General features: G+C 34.5%; 18 protein-coding genes. 13 read left to right on the top strand and 5 right to left on the bottom strand.

Going from position 1 to position 22,588, the window contains the following annotated elements; all coding sequences use genetic code 11:
• The first annotated feature begins 28 nt into the window (after positions 1 to 28).
• Positions 29 to 835 carry a 3-methyl-2-oxobutanoate hydroxymethyltransferase gene (gene panB / locus CCY98_RS01255; protein WP_112056792.1) on the top strand — a complete coding sequence of 269 codons (807 nt, stop codon included), beginning with the start codon at positions 29 to 31 and terminating at the stop codon, positions 833 to 835.
• 9 nt (positions 836 to 844) lie between these two features.
• The gene (gene ruvB, locus CCY98_RS01250) at positions 845 to 1,846 is read left to right on the top strand and encodes a Holliday junction branch migration DNA helicase RuvB (protein ID WP_112056791.1); all 1,002 of its coding nucleotides are present in this window, start codon (positions 845 to 847) and stop codon (positions 1,844 to 1,846) included.
• Between the two features lie 257 nt (positions 1,847 to 2,103).
• On the opposite strand, the gene CCY98_RS01245 is transcribed toward ruvB, so the two are convergent.
• The 3 genes from CCY98_RS01245 to flgL all read right to left on the bottom strand — a co-directional run bounded on the left by CCY98_RS01245 (position 2,104) and on the right by flgL (position 8,199).
• Positions 2,104 to 4,620, bottom strand: a complete 2,517-nt coding sequence (locus CCY98_RS01245) for a molybdopterin guanine dinucleotide-containing S/N-oxide reductase (protein WP_112056790.1) — start codon at positions 4,618 to 4,620, stop codon at positions 2,104 to 2,106.
• A gap of 12 nt (positions 4,621 to 4,632) precedes the next feature.
• A complete protein-coding gene (locus CCY98_RS01240) occupies positions 4,633 to 5,205 on the bottom strand; it encodes a cytochrome c3 family protein (protein WP_112056789.1) in 573 nt (190 codons plus the stop codon).
• A 351-nt stretch (positions 5,206 to 5,556) separates the two neighbouring features.
• Positions 5,557 to 8,199, bottom strand: a complete 2,643-nt coding sequence (flgL, locus tag CCY98_RS01235) for a flagellar hook-associated protein FlgL (protein WP_112056788.1) — start codon at positions 8,197 to 8,199, stop codon at positions 5,557 to 5,559.
• Positions 8,200 to 8,391: 192 nt separating this feature from the next.
• Between flgL and aspS the strand changes: the two genes are divergently transcribed.
• From aspS to recJ, 11 genes are all read left to right on the top strand, one after another.
• A complete protein-coding gene (gene aspS / locus CCY98_RS01230) occupies positions 8,392 to 10,143 on the top strand; it encodes an aspartate--tRNA ligase (RefSeq protein ID WP_112056787.1) in 1,752 nt (583 codons plus the stop codon).
• Between the two features lie 9 nt (positions 10,144 to 10,152).
• Positions 10,153 to 10,725: an adenylate kinase gene (locus CCY98_RS01225; protein ID WP_112056786.1), complete on the top strand. Its 573-nt coding sequence runs from the start codon at positions 10,153 to 10,155 to the stop codon at positions 10,723 to 10,725.
• 10 nt (positions 10,726 to 10,735) lie between these two features.
• Positions 10,736 to 11,257, top strand: coding sequence for an inorganic diphosphatase (gene ppa / locus CCY98_RS01220; RefSeq protein WP_112056785.1), 522 nt, complete (start codon positions 10,736 to 10,738; stop codon positions 11,255 to 11,257).
• A gap of 164 nt (positions 11,258 to 11,421) precedes the next feature.
• Entirely contained in the window at positions 11,422 to 12,441 is a 1,020-nt protein-coding gene (locus CCY98_RS01215) for a DctP family TRAP transporter solute-binding subunit (protein ID WP_112056784.1), read from the top strand.
• A 19-nt stretch (positions 12,442 to 12,460) separates the two neighbouring features.
• Positions 12,461 to 13,072, top strand: a complete 612-nt coding sequence (locus tag CCY98_RS01210; RefSeq protein ID WP_181566531.1) for a TRAP transporter small permease — start codon at positions 12,461 to 12,463, stop codon at positions 13,070 to 13,072.
• A 9-nt stretch (positions 13,073 to 13,081) separates the two neighbouring features.
• Entirely contained in the window at positions 13,082 to 14,356 is a 1,275-nt protein-coding gene (locus CCY98_RS01205) for a TRAP transporter large permease subunit (RefSeq protein ID WP_112056783.1), read from the top strand.
• Positions 14,357 to 14,382: 26 nt separating this feature from the next.
• Positions 14,383 to 15,132 carry a cytochrome c biogenesis protein CcdA gene (locus tag CCY98_RS01200; protein ID WP_112056782.1) on the top strand — a complete coding sequence of 250 codons (750 nt, stop codon included), beginning with the start codon at positions 14,383 to 14,385 and terminating at the stop codon, positions 15,130 to 15,132.
• On the top strand, positions 15,133 to 15,597 hold the full coding sequence (pseH, locus tag CCY98_RS01195; protein WP_112056781.1) for a UDP-4-amino-4,6-dideoxy-N-acetyl-beta-L-altrosamine N-acetyltransferase: 465 nt from the start codon (positions 15,133 to 15,135) through the stop codon (positions 15,595 to 15,597).
• Positions 15,598 to 15,643: 46 nt separating this feature from the next.
• Entirely contained in the window at positions 15,644 to 16,276 is a 633-nt protein-coding gene (locus tag CCY98_RS01190) for a formyltransferase family protein (protein WP_112056780.1), read from the top strand.
• 120 nt (positions 16,277 to 16,396) lie between these two features.
• The gene (locus CCY98_RS01185; protein ID WP_112056779.1) at positions 16,397 to 18,037 is read left to right on the top strand and encodes a CTP synthase; all 1,641 of its coding nucleotides are present in this window, start codon (positions 16,397 to 16,399) and stop codon (positions 18,035 to 18,037) included.
• Positions 18,027 to 19,607 carry a single-stranded-DNA-specific exonuclease RecJ gene (recJ, locus tag CCY98_RS01180; protein ID WP_112056778.1) on the top strand — a complete coding sequence of 527 codons (1,581 nt, stop codon included), beginning with the start codon at positions 18,027 to 18,029 and terminating at the stop codon, positions 19,605 to 19,607. The genes CCY98_RS01185 and recJ overlap by 11 nt, the downstream gene beginning before the upstream one ends.
• On the opposite strand, the gene CCY98_RS01175 is transcribed toward recJ, so the two are convergent.
• The gene (locus CCY98_RS01175; RefSeq protein ID WP_258437808.1) at positions 19,592 to 22,021 is read right to left on the bottom strand and encodes an MMPL family transporter; all 2,430 of its coding nucleotides are present in this window, start codon (positions 22,019 to 22,021) and stop codon (positions 19,592 to 19,594) included. The two genes, recJ and CCY98_RS01175, sit on opposite strands and share 16 nt — an antisense overlap.
• Positions 22,011 to 22,586: an ABC transporter substrate-binding protein gene (locus CCY98_RS01170; protein ID WP_112056777.1), complete on the bottom strand. Its 576-nt coding sequence runs from the start codon at positions 22,584 to 22,586 to the stop codon at positions 22,011 to 22,013. Before CCY98_RS01170 ends, CCY98_RS01175 begins: the two co-directional genes overlap by 11 nt.
• Positions 22,587 to 22,588: the final 2 nt, after the last annotated feature.

Raw genomic sequence — 22,588 nt, 5'->3', positions numbered from 1 at the left:
TTGTTTTTAGATTATTTGGGGGCAGAAAATGAGCATTCAATCTACCATAAAACAAACAACAATTACACAGATATTGGAGAAAAAAAATAAAGAAAAAATTACAATGATTACAGCCTATGATGCACTTTTTGCAGGGATTTTTGATAGCGAAGTGGATATGATACTTGTAGGTGATAGTTTGCATATGAGTTTTTTTGGAGCAAAGGATACTTTGGGAATTGGTTTGGATGAGATGATTTATCATACAAAAGCTGTGTGTAATGGAGCCAAACAAAGCCTTATAGTGTGTGATATGCCCTTTGGGAGTGTGGTTACTCCAGAGATAGCTTTACAAGGAGCAATTAGAATCTACAAAGAAACCAATGCTCAAGCGGTTAAAATTGAAGGTGGAGCAGAAATGTATGAAACAATTAGAAAGCTTGTTGAAAATGGAATTGCAGTGATGGGGCACATTGGATTAAAGCCACAATTAGTAAGAAGTGAGGGGGGTTATAAGGTCAAGGGGAAGAGTGAGAGGGAAGCTCAAGAGCTTTTGTGCGATGCTATTAAACTCCAAGAGGCAGGGGCTTTTTGTCTTGTTTTGGAGGGGGTTAAAAGTGAAGTTGGGCAAGTGATTACACAAAACTTAAAAATTCCTGTCATTGGCATTGGTAGTGGAGTAAATGTTGATGGGCAAGTGCTTGTATGGAGTGATATGCTAGGATTCTTTGAAGCTTTTAAGCCAAAATTTGTGCGACAATATTTGGAGGGAGCAAAGTTGGTTAGAGAAGCAGTGCAACAATATGTAAAAGATGTAAAGAACGGAGATTTTCCTAAAATAAATGAGAGTTACTAAGGGGAAGGTTTGGAGAGAATTGTTGAAATTGAAAAAATGGAATTAGAGGGTGATGAAGAGGTTAAACTTCGCCCAAGCCATTGGGATGATTACATAGGACAAGAAAAGCTTAAAAAGAATCTAAAAGTTTTTATTGAAGCGGCTAAAAAACGAAAAGATGTATTAGATCACTTGTTACTTTTTGGACCACCAGGGCTTGGCAAAACGACTTTGGCACACATTATTAGTGGCGAAATGAATGCACCAATTAAAGTTACAGCAGCACCTATGATTGAAAAAGCAGGTGATTTAGCAGCTATTTTGACTAATCTAAGTGAGGGAGAGATACTTTTTATTGATGAGATTCATAGGTTATCTCCTGCTATTGAAGAGATTTTATATCCTGCAATGGAGGATTTTAGATTGGATATTATTATTGGCAGTGGTCCTGCAGCCCAAACGGTAAAGATTGATTTACCGCGTTTTACGCTTATTGGAGCGACAACAAGAGCAGGAATGATTAGTAATCCGTTGCGAGATAGGTTTGGAATGCAGTTTAGAATGCAGTTTTATGAAAAAGAAGAATTGGCTAGAATTGCACAAATTGCTTCCATTAAGCTACAAAAAGAATGTTCTAGTGAAGGGGCATTAGAGATTGCTAAGCGCTCGCGTGGAACGCCTAGAATCGCCTTGCGTTTGTTAAAGCGTGTGAGAGATTTTGCAGAGGTAGCAGAGGAAGAAATCATCACAAAAGAGCGAACACAATATGCTTTAAATGAGCTTGGGGTGAATGAATATGGTTTTGATGAATTAGATTTGCGTTTTTTGAAAATTATTTGTGAGAGCAGGGGGCGTCCTATTGGGCTTAGCACACTTGCTGCAGCAATGAGTGAGGATGAGGGAACTATTGAAGATGTTATCGAGCCTTATTTATTGGTAAATGGATTTTTGGAGCGCACCGCTAGAGGTAGAATCGCCACTCAAAAAACTTATGAATTATTTTCTTTTAGAAATATAGAGAGTTTGTTTTAAAATTGCAGGATAGCAAATAAAAAGCTGTTAATGCTAAAAACCGCACATACTTTAAAGCGTATTATTTTTAAGAAAATTTCTGTGTTGCTATTTTTTTAATACTTGATATTTTCTAATAACTATCGCAATTTTAAGAATCTAAAAAAGTTAATATAAAAATCTTATAAATCAAAATTAATTGAATTTGTGTTTTGATTTATATTTTAAGATTGATTTTTTATGCAAAGAAAGCTTTAGAGCTTTCTTTGAAAAGTGGGTTAATTAGCGCCCTTTGGAGCATCAAAAGCACTAAGTGCTGGAAGATCACCTTTAAATTTCTCGATATTTACAAGACCTGTATGAGAAATATTACCATTTGCAAGTTTTGAAGTTGGAATATCCATAGTCAAAACATTCGCATTTCCGCATTTGCAAAGTCCATTTTCATTAGGATCATACCAAGCACCCTCACATAGTCTTGCAACGCCTTGCATAATATCATCTGTTACAACTGCACCTGCTAGAACTTCTCCGCGCTTATTGAATACTCTTACAACATCGCCATTTTTAATACCAAGTTTTTTAGCATCTTTAGTGTTGATTAAAATTGGCTCTCTGTCTTTTACTGCATAAGTATCTCTTAAGCTTGTGTGGCAAAGTTGAGAGTGCAAGCGATCTTTTGGGTGGTTTGTAAGCAAGTGAAAAGGTGCTTCTTTTGTAGCGTTTCCAAGCCACTCAATTGGTTCAAACCAAGTTGGATGTGCTTTGCAATCATCATAGTTGTAATTTTTAATTGTTTCAGAGTAAATCTCAATTAAGCCTGATTCTGTTCCTAGTGCATTAAGGATTGGATCTTCTATGAATTCCAAGAAGCGTGTCCATTCGTAACTTTCTGCAGTTGCATCAAAAGTAATAGGTTCATTTTTTGCCCAAAATTCTTCAAAATTTGGCATAGGAGTTGCAAAAACTTCACCAAAGCTTTGAGTTTGTTTTAAAGCACTATTGTAGTATTCTTTAATGAAATCTTTTGCCTTTTTGCCATTTTCTGTATAGGCATTAAATACATCTTTGCCATAAACTTTGCAGATGTCAGAGAAAATCACATAATCATCTCTACTCTCGCCCACTGGCTTAACTGCTTGTTTCATTGGTACAATATTCATATTAGAATAATCCCCAGTCATAGTAATATCATCTCTTTCATAAGATGAAGTTGCAGGCATTACAATATCTGCCATTTTGGCTGTTGGAGTCCAGTAAATTTCATTTACAACTATAGTTCTAGGTTTTCTCCAAGCTTTTACATTGTTGTTAGTATCTTGGTGATGAACAAGTGGGTTTCCACCTGCCCAGTAGATAAAATCAATGTCAGGATAAGTGATTTTACCACCATTATGGTCGATAGTTTTGCCAGGGTTAAGCAATGCATCTGCTATTCTTGCCACTGGGAAAGAAGCACTTGCAGCATTTTGAAGCCATTCTGCACCACCAGCTGCTTGATTTGATTTAGCTAAGCCTTTGAATTTGCCATTTTCCCAAATTCCCAAGCTTCCTGCATTAATACCGCCAATTACACCACTTTTGCAAGTTGGCACACCGCCATTGCTATAATGATAACTAAGTCCAAAACCACCACCTTTGGTGCCGATTTGTCCTATCATAGAAGCTAGAGTTACAAGCATCCAGTGTGGTTGCTCACCATAATGAGCTCTTTGCATTCCCCATCCACTCATAATCATAGTAGGATTATCATAGAAAGTTTCTGCTAATTCTCTGATTGTTTTTTCACTGATACCAGAAATTTTACTTGCCCATTTAACATCTTTTTTAACACCATCTTCTTTGCCATCAATATAATCTTTGAATTTATCAAAACCAGTAGTATAGTTATCTAAGAAGTCGTAATTAACTTTATTTTTGGCAATTAAATGACTTGCCATACCAATCATTAAAGCCACATCGGTATTTGGTCGTGGTGAAATCCATTTTGCATTTAAGAATTTAGCTGTATCAGTTCTCACTGGATCAATACAAATAACTTTTATTTTGCTTTTTTTAAGTTTTTCAAAATAAGCCAAACCTCTTTGATCAGACGAAGTCCAAGCAATACGCAAAGTTGAAATTGGATCAGCACCCCAAATAACAACATATTTAGAATTTCCTAGAATATTTTCCCAAGAAGTTTGTTGTTCATACACTTCAATTGATCCAACTACATAAGGCATGATAACTTGAGAAGCTCCTGTAGAATAATCCCCAGTAGAACCAACAAAACCACCTGTAACATTTAAGAATCTATGTAGTAAGATTCTTGCATTTTGCATATTACCGCTAGATTTCCAACCATAACTTCCACCAAAAACAGCACTTGTGCCTTTAGTGTCTCTTGTTTTTTTGAGTTCTTTTGCGATAAGTTTTATAGCCTCATCATAGCTTACACGCACAAATTCTTCTTTCCCGCGAAGTTCAGGTTTGGGATTATCGGGATCTTCAAGGTAAGATTTGCGCACATAAGGATATTTAACGCGAGATTTATAAACCATATCTGCAGTGTAGTGTTGTAATGGGTTATCCATGTTAGTGGCTTTTTCCCAAGGCTCACTTTTAATGATTTTGCCATTTTTAATAGTAAGCTTTAAAGCTCCCCAGTGAGCTGCTGTGATAACTTCACCATTTTTAATAAGCCCAAAACTAACTTTTGTAGCCTCTACACTTTTTGCTGCACTTATAGATGGAATAAGTGGAATAGCTGTTAATGCTGCGCCAACCTTTAAAAATTTTCTTCTATCTAACATAAGCCTTCCTTTTTATTTTGCTTTAAAATCTTTTGCATTTTTTTGTAAGTATTGTATTACTAGCCATCTGTCTTTTTTGTCAATCCCCGTTCTATCTGCCATAGAGCGAAAAACTGCTGGCCAAGCATTAGCTGTAAATTCTTTTTCGGGGTGTAAAGCGTGACAAATTCCGCAATTGTTAGCAAAAAGATCTTTTGCATAACTTAACATTTTTTTGTTGTCTTTAGCAAAATCTTTTTTATCTGCCCAAACTTCAAGACTAACTTTATCCCATTTGCCATTTTTCCCCGCAGTTTTTTGTAAGAAATTAAGCTTTGTATTCTTGGAAAAAGCAGCAACAATGATTCTTTGAGAATCGTTAAAATAAACTACAGAAGGAGATTTTGGATTTACATATCCATCAAGCTTGATTAAAACTCTGTCTTTATCGCTTTTTAGAATCTCAAAAGCGTTTGTAGGCAAAAGTCTTCCTGTAACTTTAGTGTCATCTTTATTAAGGTAAAGCGACACAACTTCATCTGTATAAGCTATCTCTTTAGCCCATAAAGATGCCACTAAAACAAACAAAGAAATGAAAAATTTCATCACCAATCCTTTAATATTCAGATACAGTATGATTCTAGTGTGCGAAATATTAATTGTTTATTAATGGGTTATACTTGATTTTATAGCTTGATTTTATAGCTTGATTATTTGGTAAATTTATAGTTATCTTTTTTTTTGAGTTTATTTAGATTAACGATGTTAAAAAAACATTGAGAAATTAATTACTTGAGAAATGGTAAATTTACGATTTTTTAAGGATTTTAAGGCTTTGTATGTTGTATTTTGTGGTCAAAGTTTGTATGACTTAATAGAATGGTTTAGAGTAATTATAAAACATTATTTAGAATAAGATATTAAAGCAATCCTAAAATGCCAAGCTTTAAAAGCTTGTCATATGTAATTTACTAGCGAGAGTTGCGAGATCTTTCCGATAGAAGAGAGCATTGCTTGATAGTTTAAAGATAGAGTAGAAAATTGCAAATATGCTTCTGCAAAATCAGTGTCAATTGTTTCAGAACGTAAGGTTTTAACTTGCACGATAAGTGATTCAGTGCGTTCAATAGAGTATTTAAATGAATTGCCTTGTGCCCCATTTTTAGTGTGTACTTTATTGACATGATCGGCTAGATGATCAAACACTAAAAGTGCGTTTTGGATACCAGGATTTCGCATACTATCATCATACTCATTGCTACCTCCAGGTCTATAAGTGCCATCTTCTAGTGCTTGAATGATTGTGTCGATTTGTTTGAAAAAATCCACATGTGGATCATCAGCAATAATGGCATTATTGGCTTGGAAAGTTAGTGCAGGGTGTCCTGTTGTATTTACTCTGCCATTAGCATCAAGAGCAAAGTTGCTACTTTGGTTATCATAAAACATAAATTCCATTCTTGTAGGAGAATTATTAAGATCTTTGAGCTGCATTTGTCCGCTTGAATCAAGGCTAATGGAGACATTATTTTTAGCATTGCTAATGAGTGTTTCATAAGAAAGCTTGACATCTGGATCGTTGAAGTCTGCACCACCTTGAACAAAGATATTTTGCAAATCTGCTTGGCTTGAATTGGATAAATTCATTACGATACCTAAAGTATCGGCTAATTGTTGGTAGGTAACTTCATCAGCAGGAGTTGGATCACCTGCGACTTGGGGTGGATTTCCATTGGGATTTAAGATAGGGATTTCAATTCCATCAATATCCACCCCATTAATTGTGGCAGGAGAATCAATAATCATCACACTTCCTGCATCTCTAAACTCTATTCTACCGCTAATTGGAGTTCCATTGACATCTTTGACTTCAAAGTTATAAGTGTGCCCATTAAGTCCAACTCCTGAAACTTCTGAGAGTTTTGTGCTCATTGTGGCATATTCATTGGTATCGCGAACAATTTGTGAGACATTGGAAGTTAGAGTAGAACCTTCTTTACTAAAACCTACTCTATCGTATTCCACGCTATAATCATTGCGGAATCCATTGACACGACCCCCTGCATTTTGAGCAGTAATGGTTAAGCTTAGGGAGCTTTCTCCTGTGAAAGGTAGATTATCTTGAGATTGATCGGGTGGAGTTTTTTGGGAAACATTATTGTCAATAATAGTAATTTTTCCATTGCTAAATTGCACTTCAACATTGGCACCTTGTTGATTGTTATACATTGTTTTGATAGAATCCATTAAATCTTGCACAGTGGAAGTTGGAGTGATATTAAAAGTAGAATTTAAGTTATTGTTGGTTGGATTTTTGTCTGCATCATTGGCGGAGATTCCTCTTAAATCAAGTTGTGTAACGCCATTAGGAAAAATATCTGTTAGCAAAGTTGAAGTTTTTGCAATCTCGTTGTTGTGATTCCTAAAAGTGGTTGGAATCGTGTGAAGTCTATGATCATTGTAGTCTTCAACAGAAGTGATTTGAGAATTTGAAAAACTACCCAAATAAGGACTCTGAACATAGGTATTTACCTTTGCTCCGCTATTTAAGAGTGTATCAATATCTGCCGTGCCTACTCCATCGCCATTTGGGTTAATTGGAGGTCGATTGTTTGGATCTTGATAGCTACTTGATACCATATAAAATTCAATATTAGATCGCCCTCCTGTGAGATCTTTTATTTCAATTTCTCCCCATTCATTAAGAGTAACTTCTACAGATTGACTAGTTTCTGTGTTACCAAATTCTTTTCCGATTCTATCAAGTAGATCTTGCACTTTGACAGCTTGATCTTCATCGTTGTAAGCCACTTCCATCTCAAATTTTGATTTAAAGGCTGTCCCATCTGGTCTGCGACCTGTAATATAAAAAACTTCTGGATCATTGTTGTTAGTATCAGAATCATTATCGCCCACTAAATCGCGCAAGGTATCTTCAGCGGTAATATAAACTTCTTCGCTATTTCCGGTTGGGTGATTTGGATCCATAATTTGAGGGTTTAGAGCGCTTTGGTTGAATTTGGGGACATTAGTTGAAATGATTCGATTAGTATCATTATCAGAACCGAAAAATAACTCATAACCCGTTATATTATAAGCTACAGAGTTGCTAGAACTAAGAAGTGCATTAAGTGTTGCATTGTTTCCATTATAGCTTCCATCGCTATTAAATGGCTTAGAAGTTGTTGCGGTTCCTGCAAAGATAAATTCTCCACCAATGGAGGTATTAGCAATGGATAAAAAGTGATTGCGAAGGGATTGTAGATCTTGAGCAATAGCTAGGCGTGAAGTTTCGCTATGGATATCATTGGCTCCTTGGACAAGTTTGCTTTTGAAATTATCCATATTTTTGACTAATTCACTCAAGGCAGTATCGGTGTGTCGAGTAAAAGTAAGTGCATTATTAGCAAGTTCTTTGCTTTGGGTTAAAGTTGTAAGGTTGTAGTCTAGTTCAAGTGTTTTATTAAAAATACTACTATCTTGATAGCCATATTGAATCTTTAAGCCATTCATTTGGGCTAAGATTCCATTTAAGCTATTTTGTGTTTTTCCTTGATAATATTGTAACATTGTATAGCTAGAGTTCGTCCCTATTCTCATTAGCATTCCTTAAAATTAGGTTTTTAAAACTTTGAAGATCTAAAGCAAAAATTATTCCTTTTTTGCCTAAAAGAGCGACAAATATCAAGAGATAGTGGCTATAAAATTAAATTTAATTCTTTTAAATGTTATATTATAACTTTTTTGATAGAATCCACTTTTTGGTAACAATAAAATTTAGGAGTAAGCGTTTTGAGAAGCCATTATTGCACAGATTTAGATGAAAAAGATATTGGTAGGGAAGTAACTTTATGCGGTTGGTGTAATACTTATAGAGATCACGGCGGAATTATTTTTATTGATTTGCGCGATAGAAGTGGAATAGTGCAGCTTGTTTTTGATCCAAAAGATTCACAGCAAGCTCACAAAATCGCTAGTGAAGTGCGAGATGAGTATGTGCTAGTTGCAAAAGGCAAGGTAAGAAAGAGAGGAGAGGGCTTAGAGAATCCAAGACTTAAAACCGGTAAAATTGAAGTTTTGATTGATGAATTAACCATTGAAAACAAAAGCTTAACTCCGCCTATTGCTGTGGGTGATGAGAGTGTGGGAGAAGATGTAAGATTAAAGTATCGTTATTTGGATTTGCGTAATCCCCGCTTACAAGAGATATTTATCACAAGAAGCAAGGTCGCTCAAGCCGTGAGAAATACTCTAAGTCATCTGGGGTTTTTAGAGATTGAAACTCCGATTTTAACTAAAGCTACTCCAGAGGGCGCAAGAGATTATCTCGTGCCAAGTCGTGTGCATCATGGAGAATTTTATGCATTACCGCAAAGTCCGCAACTTTTTAAGCAACTTTTAATGGTGAGTGGATTTGATAAATATTTTCAAATTGCAAAATGTTTTAGAGATGAAGATTTAAGACTAGATAGACAACCTGAATTTACACAAATTGATATTGAAATGAGTTTTTGTGAGCAAAAAGATGTGATAGGGGTGGCAGAGGAAGTTTTAAAATCTATTTTTGCAGCTTGTGGTATTACTATTCAAACGCCCTTTCCGCACCATGCTTATAATGAAGTTATGGAGAAGTATGGTAGTGATAAGCCTGATTTACGCTATGAATTACCACTTGTTGAAGTGGGGGATTTGTTTGTTGATTCAAGTAATGAAATTTTTGCCTCCATTGCTAAAGATTCCAAGAAAAATCGCTTTAAAGCACTTTGTGTTAAAGGTGGAGATAATTTCTTTAGCCGCAAAACTCTAGGTGAAGCTGAAGAGTTTGTGAGAAAGTTTGGAGCAAAAGGCTTGGCGTATTTGCAAATCAAAGAAGATGGGATCAAAGGACCTTTAGTTAAGTTCATCAAGGAAGAGAATCTTAAAGTTTTATTGGAGCGTGTTGGCGCTAGTGTTGGCGATATTATTTTCTTTGGCGCTGGGGCTAAAAAAATCGTTTGGGATTATATGGGTCGTTTGCGCCAAAAAATTGCTAGTGATATGGGAATGATTGATGAGAGTGTTTATCAATTCCTTTGGGTTGTAGATTTTCCTATGTTTGAAGGCAATGATGATGGCAGTATTTCTGCATTGCACCACCCCTTTACAATGCCAAAGAATCTAGAAGTGCAAGATATTGAAGAGATTAATTCTGTGGCGTATGATGTAGTGTTAAATGGATTTGAAATTGGTGGTGGAAGTATTAGAATTCATAAGCAAGAGATTCAAAGCAAGGTATTTGAACTTTTAGGAATCAGCCAAGAAGAAGCGCAAGATAAGTTTAGCTTTTTACTTGAAGCGTTACAATTCGGGGCGCCACCACATGGAGGAATTGCCTTTGGTTTGGATAGAATTATTATGTTGCTTTGCAAAGCGCATTCTATCCGAGATGTTATTGCATTCCCTAAAACTCAAAAAGCGACTTGTCCGCTTACAGAAGCTCCAAGTCCTGCTAATGAAGAACAATTAAGAGAATTACACATTAGAGTAAGAGAAACAAAAAAATAAGGAGAATTTATGAAGAAGTTATTTTTGGTGATTGGTGCGCCAGGAAGCGGTAAGACCACAGATGCAGAGATTATTAGTAAAAACAATAGCGATTCTATGGTGCATTATTCTACAGGTGAATTACTACGCGCTGAAGTGGCAAGTGGGAGTGAGCTAGGGAAGCTGATTGATAGCTTTACAAGTAGGGGAAATCTTGTTCCTTTGGATATTGTAGTTAAAACCATTGTTGATGCGATTTCTAATGCTCCTAAAAATGTTGTAATTATTGATGGTTATCCTAGAAGCGTGGAGCAAATGCAAGAGCTAGATAAGATTCTAGCACAAAAGGAAGAAATCATTTTGGAGAGTGTGATTGAAGTTGAGGTGAGTGAAAAAGTTGCTTGTGATAGAGTGCTAGGGCGTGCTAGGGGCGCAGATGATAATGTCGAAGTGTTTAATAATAGAATGAAAGTATATTTAGAACCTTTGGCGGAGATTCAGAAATTTTATACAAGCAAGGGCATTTTGCATAAAATTAATGGGGAAAGAACCATTGAAGAAATTGTAAGCGAAATGGAAAGCTTTATTAAAAGTAAAATCTAAAGGAGAAAATATGAACTTAAGCAAAATTGAAGTAGGAAGTAATCCGGATAAATTAAATGTTGTAATTGAGATTCCTTATGGAAGCAATATAAAGTATGAAATTGACAAAGAGAGTGGCGCAGTTGTTGTTGATAGAGTGATGTATAGTGCGATGTTTTATCCTGCTAATTATGGGTTTGTGCCAAATACCTTGAGTGATGATGGTGATCCTGCTGATGTGCTGGTAATCAATGAATATCCTTTACAAGCAGGAAGTGTGATTAAGGCGAGATTAATTGGTGTTTTGATTATGGAAGATGAAAGTGGAATAGATGAGAAATTGATTGCTGTGCCAGTTTCAAAGATTGATCCAAGGTATGACAATATTAAATCACTAGAAGATTTGCCAAAAATTACACTTGATAGAATCAAAAATTTCTTCGAAACTTACAAGATGCTAGAGCCAAATAAATGGGTAAAAGTTAAAGAGTATTGCGATTTGGAGAGTGCTAAGGCGATTTTGGATAAGGCGATTGCAAATTATAAATCATAATAAATTAAATACTTTGTTTCAAAAAGTAATTTTTATAGCCTTAAAATTAGGATTTCAAATAAAGAAACAAAAATAAACTATACTTTTAGCAAAACTCTGTAAAATATGAAATCTTACGCTTAAGTGTAAGTTTTTATATTTTTATTTTCCAAAAGGAGAGATTAATGAAGAAAATCATTTTAGCTTCAATATTTGCTACATTTGCTTTGGTAGGTTGTGGAGGTGGCAACAAAGAATCTGTAGCCACTGATGATCCAAACAAAGTGTATGAGGTTAAATTTGCTCATGTTGTGAGTGCTAATACCCCAAAGGGAAGGGCGGCGGATTTTTTTGCAAAACGAGTCAATGAAATGACAGATGGTCGCATCGTGGTGCATGTATTCCCATCAGCACAACTTGTTGATGATGACAAGGTTTTTCAAGAACTTAAGCGTAATAATGTGCAATTAGCTGCACCTAGCTTTTCAAAATTTACCCCTTTTGCTAAAGAGTTTAATTTATGGGATATTCCTTTTATTTTTCGCGATACAGAGCATTTACATAAAGTAATGGATGGAGAAGTAGGGCAAATTCTAAAAGATGTGGTTACTGCTAAGGGTTATGTGGCATTGGATTATTGGGATGCTGGGTTTAAGCAATTTAGCACTAATAAAAAGCCAATTGTTTTGCCAAGTGATGTGGAAGGACAAAAAATGCGTATTATGAGTTCTAAAGTGTTAGAGGAACAAACAAAAGCAGTTAAAGGGATTCCACAAGTTTTACCTTTTGGAGAAGTTTATTCAGCATTGCAAACTGGTGTTGTTGATGCAGCTGAGAATCCGCTTTCAAACCTTTATAATTCTAAATTTTATGAAGTGCAAAGCTCTATTACAATGTCTAATCACGGATATTTAGGCTATTTGGTAGTTGCAAGTGAGAAGTTTTGGAATGAATTGCCAAAAGATTTACAGGAGAAATTTGTTGCAGCAATGAAAGAAGCGACTGCTTATGAAAGAGAAGAGAGTGCAAAAGAAGAAGCGATGCTTTTAGATAAACTTAAAGCAGATGATAAAACAGGAACGCAGATTTTTGAGCTTACTGAAGATCAAAAGCAACAATGGAAAGATGTGATGGTTGCAATTTATCCAAAGTTTTATGATTTAGTTAGTCAAGAGTTAATCGAAAAGACAATTAATACTAAATAAAGGGTTGGATTTGAAAGGATTGTTATTAATAATTCAAAAGCCGTTTTTATATGCGCACAAAAGTCCTGAAATCAACAAATTCTTTGCAATTTTAGATGTAATTATTGCAGGAATTAATAAAAATGTTGCTGTGTGTGGAATGGTGATTGGAATTGTGATTACAGCAATTAATGTATTTATGCGATATATCGCCGGGTTTTTCCCGGAGATTGGCTCATTAACTTGGGCAGAGGAAGTGGCACGATATTGTTTTTTGTGGTCGGCTTTTTTTGGAGCAGCTTATGGCTTTAGAAAAGGTGTTCATATTTCTGTAACAATGCTTCTTGAAAAATTCTCTCCATCTTGGGCAAAAGCTTGTGTTCTTGGGACACATATCTTGAATTCTATTTTTTTAGGATTTATGTTTTATGCAAGTTTGATGGTTTGCGTGTTGAATTACGAAATAGGCTATATGAGTGAGGCACTTCATAATGTCCCTTTATGGATTTTCCTTCTTTGTTTGCCAATTGCATTTTTTGGGGCAACTTACCGCAGTATAGAAAAAATTTATGAAGTTTCTTGGATGGATGCTGATAAAGTTGTTAAAAATGCAGAAGAAGAAATGATACATGATTCGGTGATTAAGGATTAAGGGGAGATTATGAGTGTTGCATTTTTGCTAATTGTTTTGTTTGGATTGTTGTTGCTTGGTGTTCCTGTTGCAATTTCCTTGGGAGTGAGTGCGGTATGCACGATGATTTTATTTAGTTCCTATGATATTATGGGAGTTCCAGAGATTATGCTTAATGGTTTAAAACCAGCGTTAATGGCGATTCCAATGTTTATTTTAGCGGGTTCTTTGATGAGTAAAGGAAGTTCCGCACAAAGAATTGTTGATTTTGCAAAAAGCATCGTGGGGCATTTGCCAGGTGGGCTTCCTATGAGTGCGATTTTGGCTTGTATTATTTTTGCTGCTGTAAGTGGAAGTTCTCCTGCTACTGTTGTTGCAATTGGTTCGGTTATGTTTGTTGCACTAAACGAAGCAGGATATCCTAAGAGCTATTCTGTGGGCGCAATTACTTCAGCGGGTAGTCTTGGGATTTTGATTCCACCTTCTGTTGTAATGATTGTTTATGGTGTAACAGCGGAAGTTTCTATTGAAAAGCTTTTTATGGCGGGAGTCATTCCTGGTTTAATGATTGGTGGAGCGATGATGCTTTATGCATATATTGGTGCTAAGCGACTTGGATTTAAATCAACAACTCCAGCAAGCTTTAAAGAACGATGGATGAAGTTTAAAGAAGCTTTTTGGGCGTTATTGATTGTTTTTGTTGTAATTGGCGGAATCTATGCAGGAATCTTTACTGCCACTGAAGCAGCAGGAATTAGCGCAGTGTATGCTTTTATTGTCTCAATTTTTGTGTATAAAGACATTAAAATTAAAGATCTATATGGTGTATTTTTGGATGCTGCCATCACAACAGCGATGATTTTCTTTATTATTGGTTTTGCAGTTGTCTTTGCACATTTCTTAACAAGTGAGAGGATACCACATATTATTGCTGAGAGTTTAGTGGATATGAATATGACTTGGTGGATGTTTTTGATCCTAGTTAATCTCATTCTCTTTATAATGGGGCAATTTATGGAGCCAAGCTCGGTTGTTATGATTATGACGCCATTGCTTTTGCCAATTGCATTGCAGCTTGGAATTGATCCTATTCATTTTGGTATTATTATGATTGTAAATATGGAGATTGGTATGCTAACGCCACCTGTTGGCTTGAATCTTTTTGTGGCGAGTTCATTGACAAATTTAAGCCTAAAAGATGTAACAATTTCTATTATTCCTTGGTTATGTGTTTTGCTATTTGGTTTAATTTTGACAACTTATGTTCCAGAAATTTCCTTGTGGCTACCTAATTTGCTAGATTAGTAACTTTTTTGTAATAGGGATTGCTTTTGGAAGAATGGTTGATTGTTTTTTTTGACAAGGCACCACTTTTAATCAGCTTTATTGCAGGGATTCTAACTTTTATTAGTCCCTGCGTTTTGCCACTTATTCCTGCTTACCTCTCTTATATTTCAGAAGTATCTATCAGTGAGCTTAAGGCTTATAAGAAGTTGGATTTGAGAATGCGCTTAGTGATTGTTCGTAATGCTTTATTTTTTGTTTTAGGGATGGGAATTGTTTTTGTTTTATTAGGGGCTGTGGCAGCTAGAATCTTGGGTGGAGGTATTTTGCTTAGTCCTATTGTGGCGTATTTTGCTGGAGGGATCTTAATAGTTTTTGGGTTGCATACGGCTAGAATTATTCAGATTCCTTTTTTGAATTACCAAAAAACTTTTTCCATTCAAACAATCTCTTTTAATTTTTTTCGTGATTTTTTTACTCCTTTTTTGTTAGGTGTGAGTTTTTCGTTGGGTTGGACACCTTGTGTGGGTCCTATTTTAGCAGGAATTATTTCTCTAGCGAGTTTGGAAGCTAGTGATGGGATTAAGCTTATGGTGGTTTATACTCTAGGATTTAGTTTGCCTTTTTTGCTTTGTGCTTTTTTGGTTGGGTATGTTTTTGCATTTTTGGATCACATTAAGAAATATTTTAAATGGATTGAGTGGTTTGCTGGTGGGTTATTAATTACAATTGGAATTTTGATAATGAGTGGAAAAATGGCTTGGCTATCTAATTATCTTGTAGGAGTTTTTGCTTAAGTGGTAATTTTAAAGAATTTTGTTGAGCTTGATGATTGTCAAAAGCGAGAGATTTGGGAATGGAGAAATAACCCAAAAATTTCTTGCTTTATGAAAAATAAGGTAATTTCTTGGGAAGAGCATTTGGGTTTTATTGAAGGGTTAAAAAATAATTCTACAAAATTGTATTTTTTAGTTTTTTTAAATCAAGAGGCTATTGGTGTGATTGATTTTGTGGATTTAAAAAGAGGCAATTCGTGTGAGTTTGGATTATACCAAAATCCACATTTAAAAGGCTATGGTGCAAAACTTATGGAGATTCTTATGGATTATGCTTTAAAGGAATTGGCTGTTAAGAATCTTTATGCTTGTGCTTTTAATGAGAATATCAAGGCTATTAATCTTTATTTAAGATTTGGCTTTATTTTAACAAAAAAGGATGAGATAATGAGTTATTTTAAATATTATCGGGGGGGGGGGGGCTAAATAATAGTTTTATTAGTTTTCCTATTCTTCAAAGAAAGGCAAGTTAATGAGAGTAGCAATTTTAACTTCGCCCAATCAATGGTTTATTCCTTATGCAGAAGAGTTGCGTGCTAAGATTCCTAAAAGTGATTTGTATTTCTCGCATCAAGAAATTAAACAAGCTTATGAGATCATTTTTATTCTTTCTTATCATCAAATTATCCCTAAAACTTTTTTGGTGAAAAATAAGTATAATCTTGTTATTCACGCTTCTAATTTACCTAAAGGAAAAGGTTGGTCTCCAATGTTTTGGCAAATTTTAGAGGGTAAAAATGAGATTATTTTTTCTTTGTTTGAAGCAGATGAAAAAGCCGATAATGGTGAGATTTATTTGCAAAAAATATTAAAGTTAAATGGGGTAGAGTTATACGAAGAGTTAAGAGATAAACAGGCTAAAATGTGTCAAACAATGTGTTTGGAATTTTTGGAAAAATATCCCAATATTTCCCCTAAAAAACAAGAAGGGAGTGAGAGTTTTTATCCTAAAAGAAGCCCAAAAGATAGTGAATTGGATTTGACAAAAAGTTTAGAGGAACAATTTAATTTGTTAAGAATTGTGAGTAATGAAGAATTTCCAGCATTTTTTTGTAAAGAGGGTAAAAAATTCATTTTAAAGATTTATGATTTTAATGAAAAATAAAATTAAAATAGTGAATAAAAAAGTTATAAAATATCTTAAGAGAAAAAACAAGCTTATAAAAAAGTGAAAATTAACTTCTAAGGCGTTATAATTTCCAAAATATTTTTTAGAGGTTTTGCTATGTCTAAGATAGAGACAAAATATATATTTGTAACAGGAGGGGTTTTAAGCTCTCTTGGTAAAGGGATCACTTCTTCATCTATTGCAACTTTATTAAAACATTCTGGTTTTGAAGTGGGGATTTTAAAAATTGATCCTTATATCAATGTCGATCCTGGCACAATGAGTCCTTTAGAGCACGGAGAAGTCTTTGTTACGCGAGATGGTGCGGAGACTGATTTAGATATTGGGCATTATGAGCGGTTTTTAAATATGGATTTTTCTTCCAAAAACAACTTTACAACTGGGCAAGTGTATCTTTCTGTTATTGATAGAGAGCGCAAAGGTGGGTATTTGGGTAAGACTATTCAGGTGATTCCACATATTGTTGATGAGATTAAAAGAAGAATTAAACTTGCAGGTGAGGGCAAGGAGATTTTGGTGGTCGAGCTTGGTGGAACTGTGGGCGATATTGAAGGATTACCATTTTTGGAGGCAATGCGCGAGATTAAGCATGAATATGGGATAGAGCGTGTAATTAGTGTGCATGTTACACTCATTCCACTTATTCGTGTGGCAGGAGAATTAAAAACAAAGCCCACGCAACATAGTGTGCAGGAGTTAAGACGCATTGGTATTACTCCGCAAATTATTATTGCACGCACAGAAAAAGAATTATCAAAAGAGTTAAAAAATAAGCTCTCAATGGGTTGTGATGTGGATTATGATTGTGTGATTACTGCTCAAGATGCTAAAAGCATTTATCAAATGCCTTTAAATTTCCTAAAAGAGGGGGTTTTGGTTCCAATTTCAAGGTTTTTGAAATTACCACAATCTACACCTAATATGAAAGAATGGGATAGTCTTGTTAAGCGAATCTTAGCCCCTCAAAATGAAGTAAGTATTGCTTTTGTTGGTAAATATCTTAACCTTAAAGAATCATATAAGTCTCTTATTGAAGCTTTGGTGCATGCAGGGGCAAATTTAGACACTAAAGTGAATATTCAATGGATTGATAGTGAGGAGTTAGAACGGAATCAAGAACTATTAGAGCAATTAAAATATGTTGATGGAATCTTAGTGCCCGGTGGATTTGGTGAGCGTGGGATTAAGGGCAAAATGGAAGCAATTAAATTTGCAAGGGAAAATAAAATTCCATTCCTTGGAATCTGTCTTGGTATGCAACTGGCAATTTTGGAGTTTGCGCGTAATGTATTGGGAATTAAGGAAGCTGATTCAATGGAGTTTAATCTAGAAACAAAAGAGCCTTTTATTTATTTAATTGAGAATTTCATTGATCAAAATGGGGAAAAGCAGATTCGTACGCACACTTCTCCTATGGGTGGGACAATGAGACTTGGAGAGTATGAGTGTCAAACTAAAGAGGGTAGTAGGCTACAAAAAGCTTATAATGGACAAAAAACTATCAAAGAAAGACATCGTCATCGTTATGAAGCAAACCCTAAATACAAAGAGATTTTAGAAAAAAATGGATTGATTATCTCAGGGGAATCAAAAGGACTTATTGAAGTGATTGAGTTAGAAAATCATCCTTGGTTTGTTGCTGTTCAATTCCATCCAGAATTCACTTCAAGATTGCAGGCACCTAATTTGGTAATCTTGGAGTTTATTAAACAGGCTTTAAAGTATAATGCCAATTGATTTGCAGAATCTACCTTTACTTAACAAAGAACTTATTAGCAAGAAACTTACTACGCGCTTTAGTGCAACGGAGATTTTAAATCTACAAAATCTCCCCTTGCCAAGCACTTTAAATAATCTTTCAGAAATTGCCCAAAAAATTGCCCAAGCCATAAAAGAACAAAAAAGAATAGTTGTAGTTGGGGATTATGATGTGGATGGTGTTGTGTCTTGTGCGATATTACAAGATTTTTTTAAAAGAATACCCTATAAGATTGCAATTGTTATACCTAATCGCTTTAGTGATGGATATGGAATTTCTAGTGCTTTGGTAGAAAGAATAGAGTGTGATATGATTATCACAGCAGATAATGGGATTAATGCCATAGAAGCTGCAGAAGTTTGCAAAAAAAAAGGGATTGAGTTAATTATCACTGATCACCACACCCCCCAAGAGATTCTACCAGATGCACTAATTTGCAATCCTAAGCTTTCTCCAAATTTCCCAGAATCTGAAATTTGTGGAGCTTGTGTGGCGTGGTATCTGTGCGCTGCTATTAAAAAAGAAATGAATTTGCAAGTTTCAATGCTTGAATTTTTGGATTTGTTGGCTTTGGCTATTGTGAGTGATGTTATGCCTCTAAGGGGCATTAATTGGGTGCTTTTAAAAAAAGGGCTAGAGATTTTAGAGCAAAATAAACGAGTGTCTTTAAGTTTGTTAAGGAATCATTTTAAGAAATATCCACTTAATTCTCGGTTGTTGGGATATTATTTTGTCCCACTTTTGAATTGTGCTGGTCGGCTAGGAAGTGCTGAACTTGCCTATCGGTTTTTGATACAAGATGATTTTAAAGTAGCCTGTGCAATTTTGGAGGAACTTTTGGAGCTTAATTGGCAAAGAAAAGCTATACAAAATCAAGTTTTTTTGGAGGCAAAAGAAGAATTTATGCGTCAAGAGAACTTTGAAACTTTGCCTTTTGTAGTAGTGTGTAATCCGAATTGGAATGAAGGGGTTATTGGGATTGTTGCAGCAAAACTTTGTGAAGAGTTTGAGAGACCTAGCATTGTTTTAACTAGCAATGAGGGTAGGTTGAAGGGAAGTATGCGTTCTAACAGCATAGATTGTGTTGAAGTTTTGGAGAGAAATAAGGAATTTTTGGAAAAATTTGGTGGGCATTTTAAGGCAGCTGGTCTTGGATTACTGCAAGAAAAATTTATAGATTTTAAAAGTGCGTTAATGAATATGGAGATTTATAGCAAACAAAAAAATCAAAATGATGTGCTTGGAATCTTGCCGCTTCAGAGAATAGATAGAGAAATTTTTAAAACTTTAAGTGAATTTGAGCCTTATGGAGAGGGTAATGCTATCCCAAAATTTGTAACAAGGGCAAAAGTATTATCTGTAAAGCTATTTGGAGGAAATAATAGTAAAGTAATTTTGGAGCAAGAAGGAATTACAAAAGAAGCTTTGAGATTTTTTGAAAATCTTCAAGGTTATGAGAATCAAGAAATGGAGCTTGTGTATTCTTTGCAGTGGGATTGTTTTAGCTCTGATGTGATTTTAAAAATAGAAGATTATTTTTTAGCATAAAAAGTCATTAAAAGTGTCGGAAGTAAAATAAGTGAGCTTATTAGCATTAAAAGCATAACAAGAGTAGTGAGTAATCCAAAATAAATAGTGGGAATAAAATTGCTACTCATCATTGAGCAAAATCCTATAACAATAATTAAAGTTGTGTAATACATTGCATTGCCGATGGAGTTATGGGAGTTTTTAATGGCTGTTTTTATAGGGTAGAATTTTAATTCTTCTTTGTAGCGGTGAATGTAGTGAATCACATCATCAACGCCAATACCAAGGCAGATTGCCGCAATGGTAACACCCATTAAATCTAGCGGAATCCCACTTATCCCTAAAAATCCAAAGATAGCGCCCAAGGGAATAAGATTGGTTAATAAGGCAATAATGGAAAGCTTTAGGCTTCTAAAAATCAAAATAAATACGATAAAGATTGCACCAATAACAAGACTAAGTGTATCAATTTGAGAGGCAATAAGATTTTGCAAAAGATTATTATAAAGCACCATTACGCCATTAACTTGAAAACTAACAGGTTCTTTTTGCAGGATTTGTGTTAAATCATTTTGAATTTCTTGAATAAAGGCATTGCGCTTAAGATTGGGATTGGAATCAAAAGTGCGAAAAACAAAGCGCATTTGATTTTTTTCAAGATTTACATAAGGTGTAAAAAGCTGACTTTTGAGGGTTTGGGGGGAATTTTTGTATAAAAAAGCCATCATAAAATCATCAGCACCTAAGCCTAAAGATTCAACCAAAATAGAAAGGCTATGGAGACTTAAGATAGAGCCGATGAATTCTTTGTTATTTAGGTAATTATGGATATTTTTGGCAATCCGTAGCTTTTGACTATCAAACCAATAAGAATCTTCCTTTTCTAAAGCATTAAATTCTGCTTCAAATTCATCTTCAAAACTTGTAGAATGGCTATTAGATTCTTCATCAAAAGTAACAATAATTTCCAGTGGAATGGTGCCACCTAATTCTTTGTCAATAAGAAGTAAGCCTTGTTTAATCTCGCTCTTGTCTTTGAAATAATTAACAAAGCTATTTTCTACTCTTAAAGACAAGATACCATAAATGCTAAAGAGAATGCAAAATAAAGCAATACCATAGACTAGTTTTGGTTTATTGATTGCAATGTTGGCGCAATTGCTTAGTAGATTTTTATGCCATTTGGGAATATTTTTATGTTGAGTTGGTTTTGGCAGTAGCACAAGAATTGTCCCAAAAAGAATAAAGGTGGATATAAGAGCAACGCTAACTCCAATACTCATAATAATGCCTAGATGAATAATAGGGAGAATTTGAGAAAATATTAGGCTTAAAAATCCTATAATAGTTGTTAAGACTGCAAAAAAGCTTGGTGAAAATTTGTTGAGCATTACAGCAAAGACTAAGTTTTTTTGTGAGGCTTTGGGGAATTTCTTGTAAAATTCCAAATAAGAAACAATTAAATGCACAATTAAAGAAACAGAAATAATCAAAAGCAAAGAGACATAGTTACTAGAAACAATCGTAATTTGATAGCCTAAAAATGAAAAGATTCCACTGCTTACAATTAAAACAAAGAGACAAACACCAAAGCTAAGAATAACAAAATACATTTGCCTAAAGAATATCCAAAGCATCAGAGCTAGAATAATACTTAAAATAGTGCCATAAGTGATGAGATCGGATTTGACATATTCAATCATATCATTAGTTATAAGAGTGATTCCCCCAAGATGAATCTCGCCTTTGGATTGATATTGACTTTGGAGTGATTTTAGATAATGAATAATTTCTGCATTTTGGTCTTGAATTTGTTTTTTATGAGTGCGTATAAGTTCTTGTATTTGTTGAGATTCTTGGGGTGTGGCAGATTTTTTGAGCAATAAGAGTTCTTTGAGTTTGGAATCTTCTTTTAAAAAGATAAGAATCCCAGCTACTTTTGCGTTTTTGGAAATAATGTTTTGTGTATAAAAGGAGTGGTTTAAGATTTCTTGTTTGGCTAGATTTTTGTCAGTTTGCGGGGAAAGCAAGGTGGGATTGATTTTTAAAATATCTTGAAGCTCTAGGGTTGGAGTGCTTTTTAGCAATGGGGCATTAAGAATGCTTAGGGTGCTCTCTACTTGCGGAATTTTTTGAATATCATCAATAAGATTTTCAAGTGTTTTAAGGGAATGTGGATTAAAAATATCATCATTTTGGGGACTAAAAGAGAGAATTAAAAAGTCTTTGCTTTGATAATTTTGTAGAATCTCCTCATAAATTTTAAAATCTTTATTATTTTCTGCGATTAAACTTTCAGAGTTTGCATCAATAGGGAGTTTGAGAGTATAAAAAAGAGAGATTAAGAAAACCAAAAAGCATAAAGATAAAATGCTTTTGGGGTATCTTAAAATGTTTTTAAAAACAAAAAGCAAATCTATATTAATTTTCAAAGATAATTTCACTTTCTATTTTTTTTAGCAGGGCTTCAAAGCCTTGTTGATCAATAATATCAGCAAATTGTGAGCGGTAAGTTTGGATAACGCTAATACCTAAAACATCAACATCATAGATTTTCCAATCACCATTTAATTCTCTGAATTTAAAGATAATGTAGTTGATTTTTCCATCTAAAATAATAGAAGTTTTAAGGTTGTAGCGATTATTTTTGATTTTTTCTCCACCTAAGACTTTTATTGTTTCATCTTTGTAAAGATGAAGTTTATCAGTAAAACTGCGTTTTAGACTTGCTTCAAAAGCTTTATTAAAAGCATTTTGCTGATCTTTTGTTAAATCTTTGTATTTTTTTGAGAGGGAGAGTTTTGCCATAAGTTCATAATCAAAGACCATATCAAAAAGATTAAAAATTTCTTGTGCAATAGTGTTTATGCTTTGATTAGAAGTTTGTAGGATTTGTAAGGTTTTATTGATTTTGTTTTCCATAGTTTTATCGATTTGGTTAAATTCAAGCGCAAAACTTGAAAACACCAAAAATAAAAAGCTTAAAACAAATTTCATAG

It is taken from the genome of Helicobacter sp. 11-8110 (assembly GCF_003288905.1).
Taxonomy (GTDB): domain Bacteria; phylum Campylobacterota; class Campylobacteria; order Campylobacterales; family Helicobacteraceae; genus Helicobacter_D; species Helicobacter_D colisuis.
This window is presented reverse-complemented; position numbering and strand designations above follow the sequence as displayed.

What these genes read in the sequence shown, in the direction of transcription:
- CCY98_RS01240 (WP_112056789.1), bottom strand. Translation starts at nt 5,205, where the DNA reads ATGAAATTTTTCATTTCTTTGTTTGTTTTAGTGGCATCTTTATGGGCT.
- CCY98_RS01225 (WP_112056786.1), top strand. Translation starts at nt 10,153, where the DNA reads ATGAAGAAGTTATTTTTGGTGATTGGTGCGCCAGGAAGCGGTAAGACC.
- CCY98_RS01170 (WP_112056777.1), bottom strand. Translation starts at nt 22,586, where the DNA reads ATGAAATTTGTTTTAAGCTTTTTATTTTTGGTGTTTTCAAGTTTTGCG.
- flgL (WP_112056788.1), bottom strand. Translation starts at nt 8,199, where the DNA reads ATGAGAATAGGGACGAACTCTAGCTATACAATGTTACAATATTATCAA.
- panB (WP_112056792.1), top strand. Translation starts at nt 29, where the DNA reads ATGAGCATTCAATCTACCATAAAACAAACAACAATTACACAGATATTG.
- CCY98_RS01245 (WP_112056790.1), bottom strand. Translation starts at nt 4,620, where the DNA reads ATGTTAGATAGAAGAAAATTTTTAAAGGTTGGCGCAGCATTAACAGCT.
- recJ (WP_112056778.1), top strand. Translation starts at nt 18,027, where the DNA reads ATGCCAATTGATTTGCAGAATCTACCTTTACTTAACAAAGAACTTATT.
- CCY98_RS01205 (WP_112056783.1), top strand. Translation starts at nt 13,082, where the DNA reads ATGAGTGTTGCATTTTTGCTAATTGTTTTGTTTGGATTGTTGTTGCTT.
- CCY98_RS01185 (WP_112056779.1), top strand. Translation starts at nt 16,397, where the DNA reads ATGTCTAAGATAGAGACAAAATATATATTTGTAACAGGAGGGGTTTTA.
- ppa (WP_112056785.1), top strand. Translation starts at nt 10,736, where the DNA reads ATGAACTTAAGCAAAATTGAAGTAGGAAGTAATCCGGATAAATTAAAT.
- CCY98_RS01215 (WP_112056784.1), top strand. Translation starts at nt 11,422, where the DNA reads ATGAAGAAAATCATTTTAGCTTCAATATTTGCTACATTTGCTTTGGTA.
- CCY98_RS01190 (WP_112056780.1), top strand. Translation starts at nt 15,644, where the DNA reads ATGAGAGTAGCAATTTTAACTTCGCCCAATCAATGGTTTATTCCTTAT.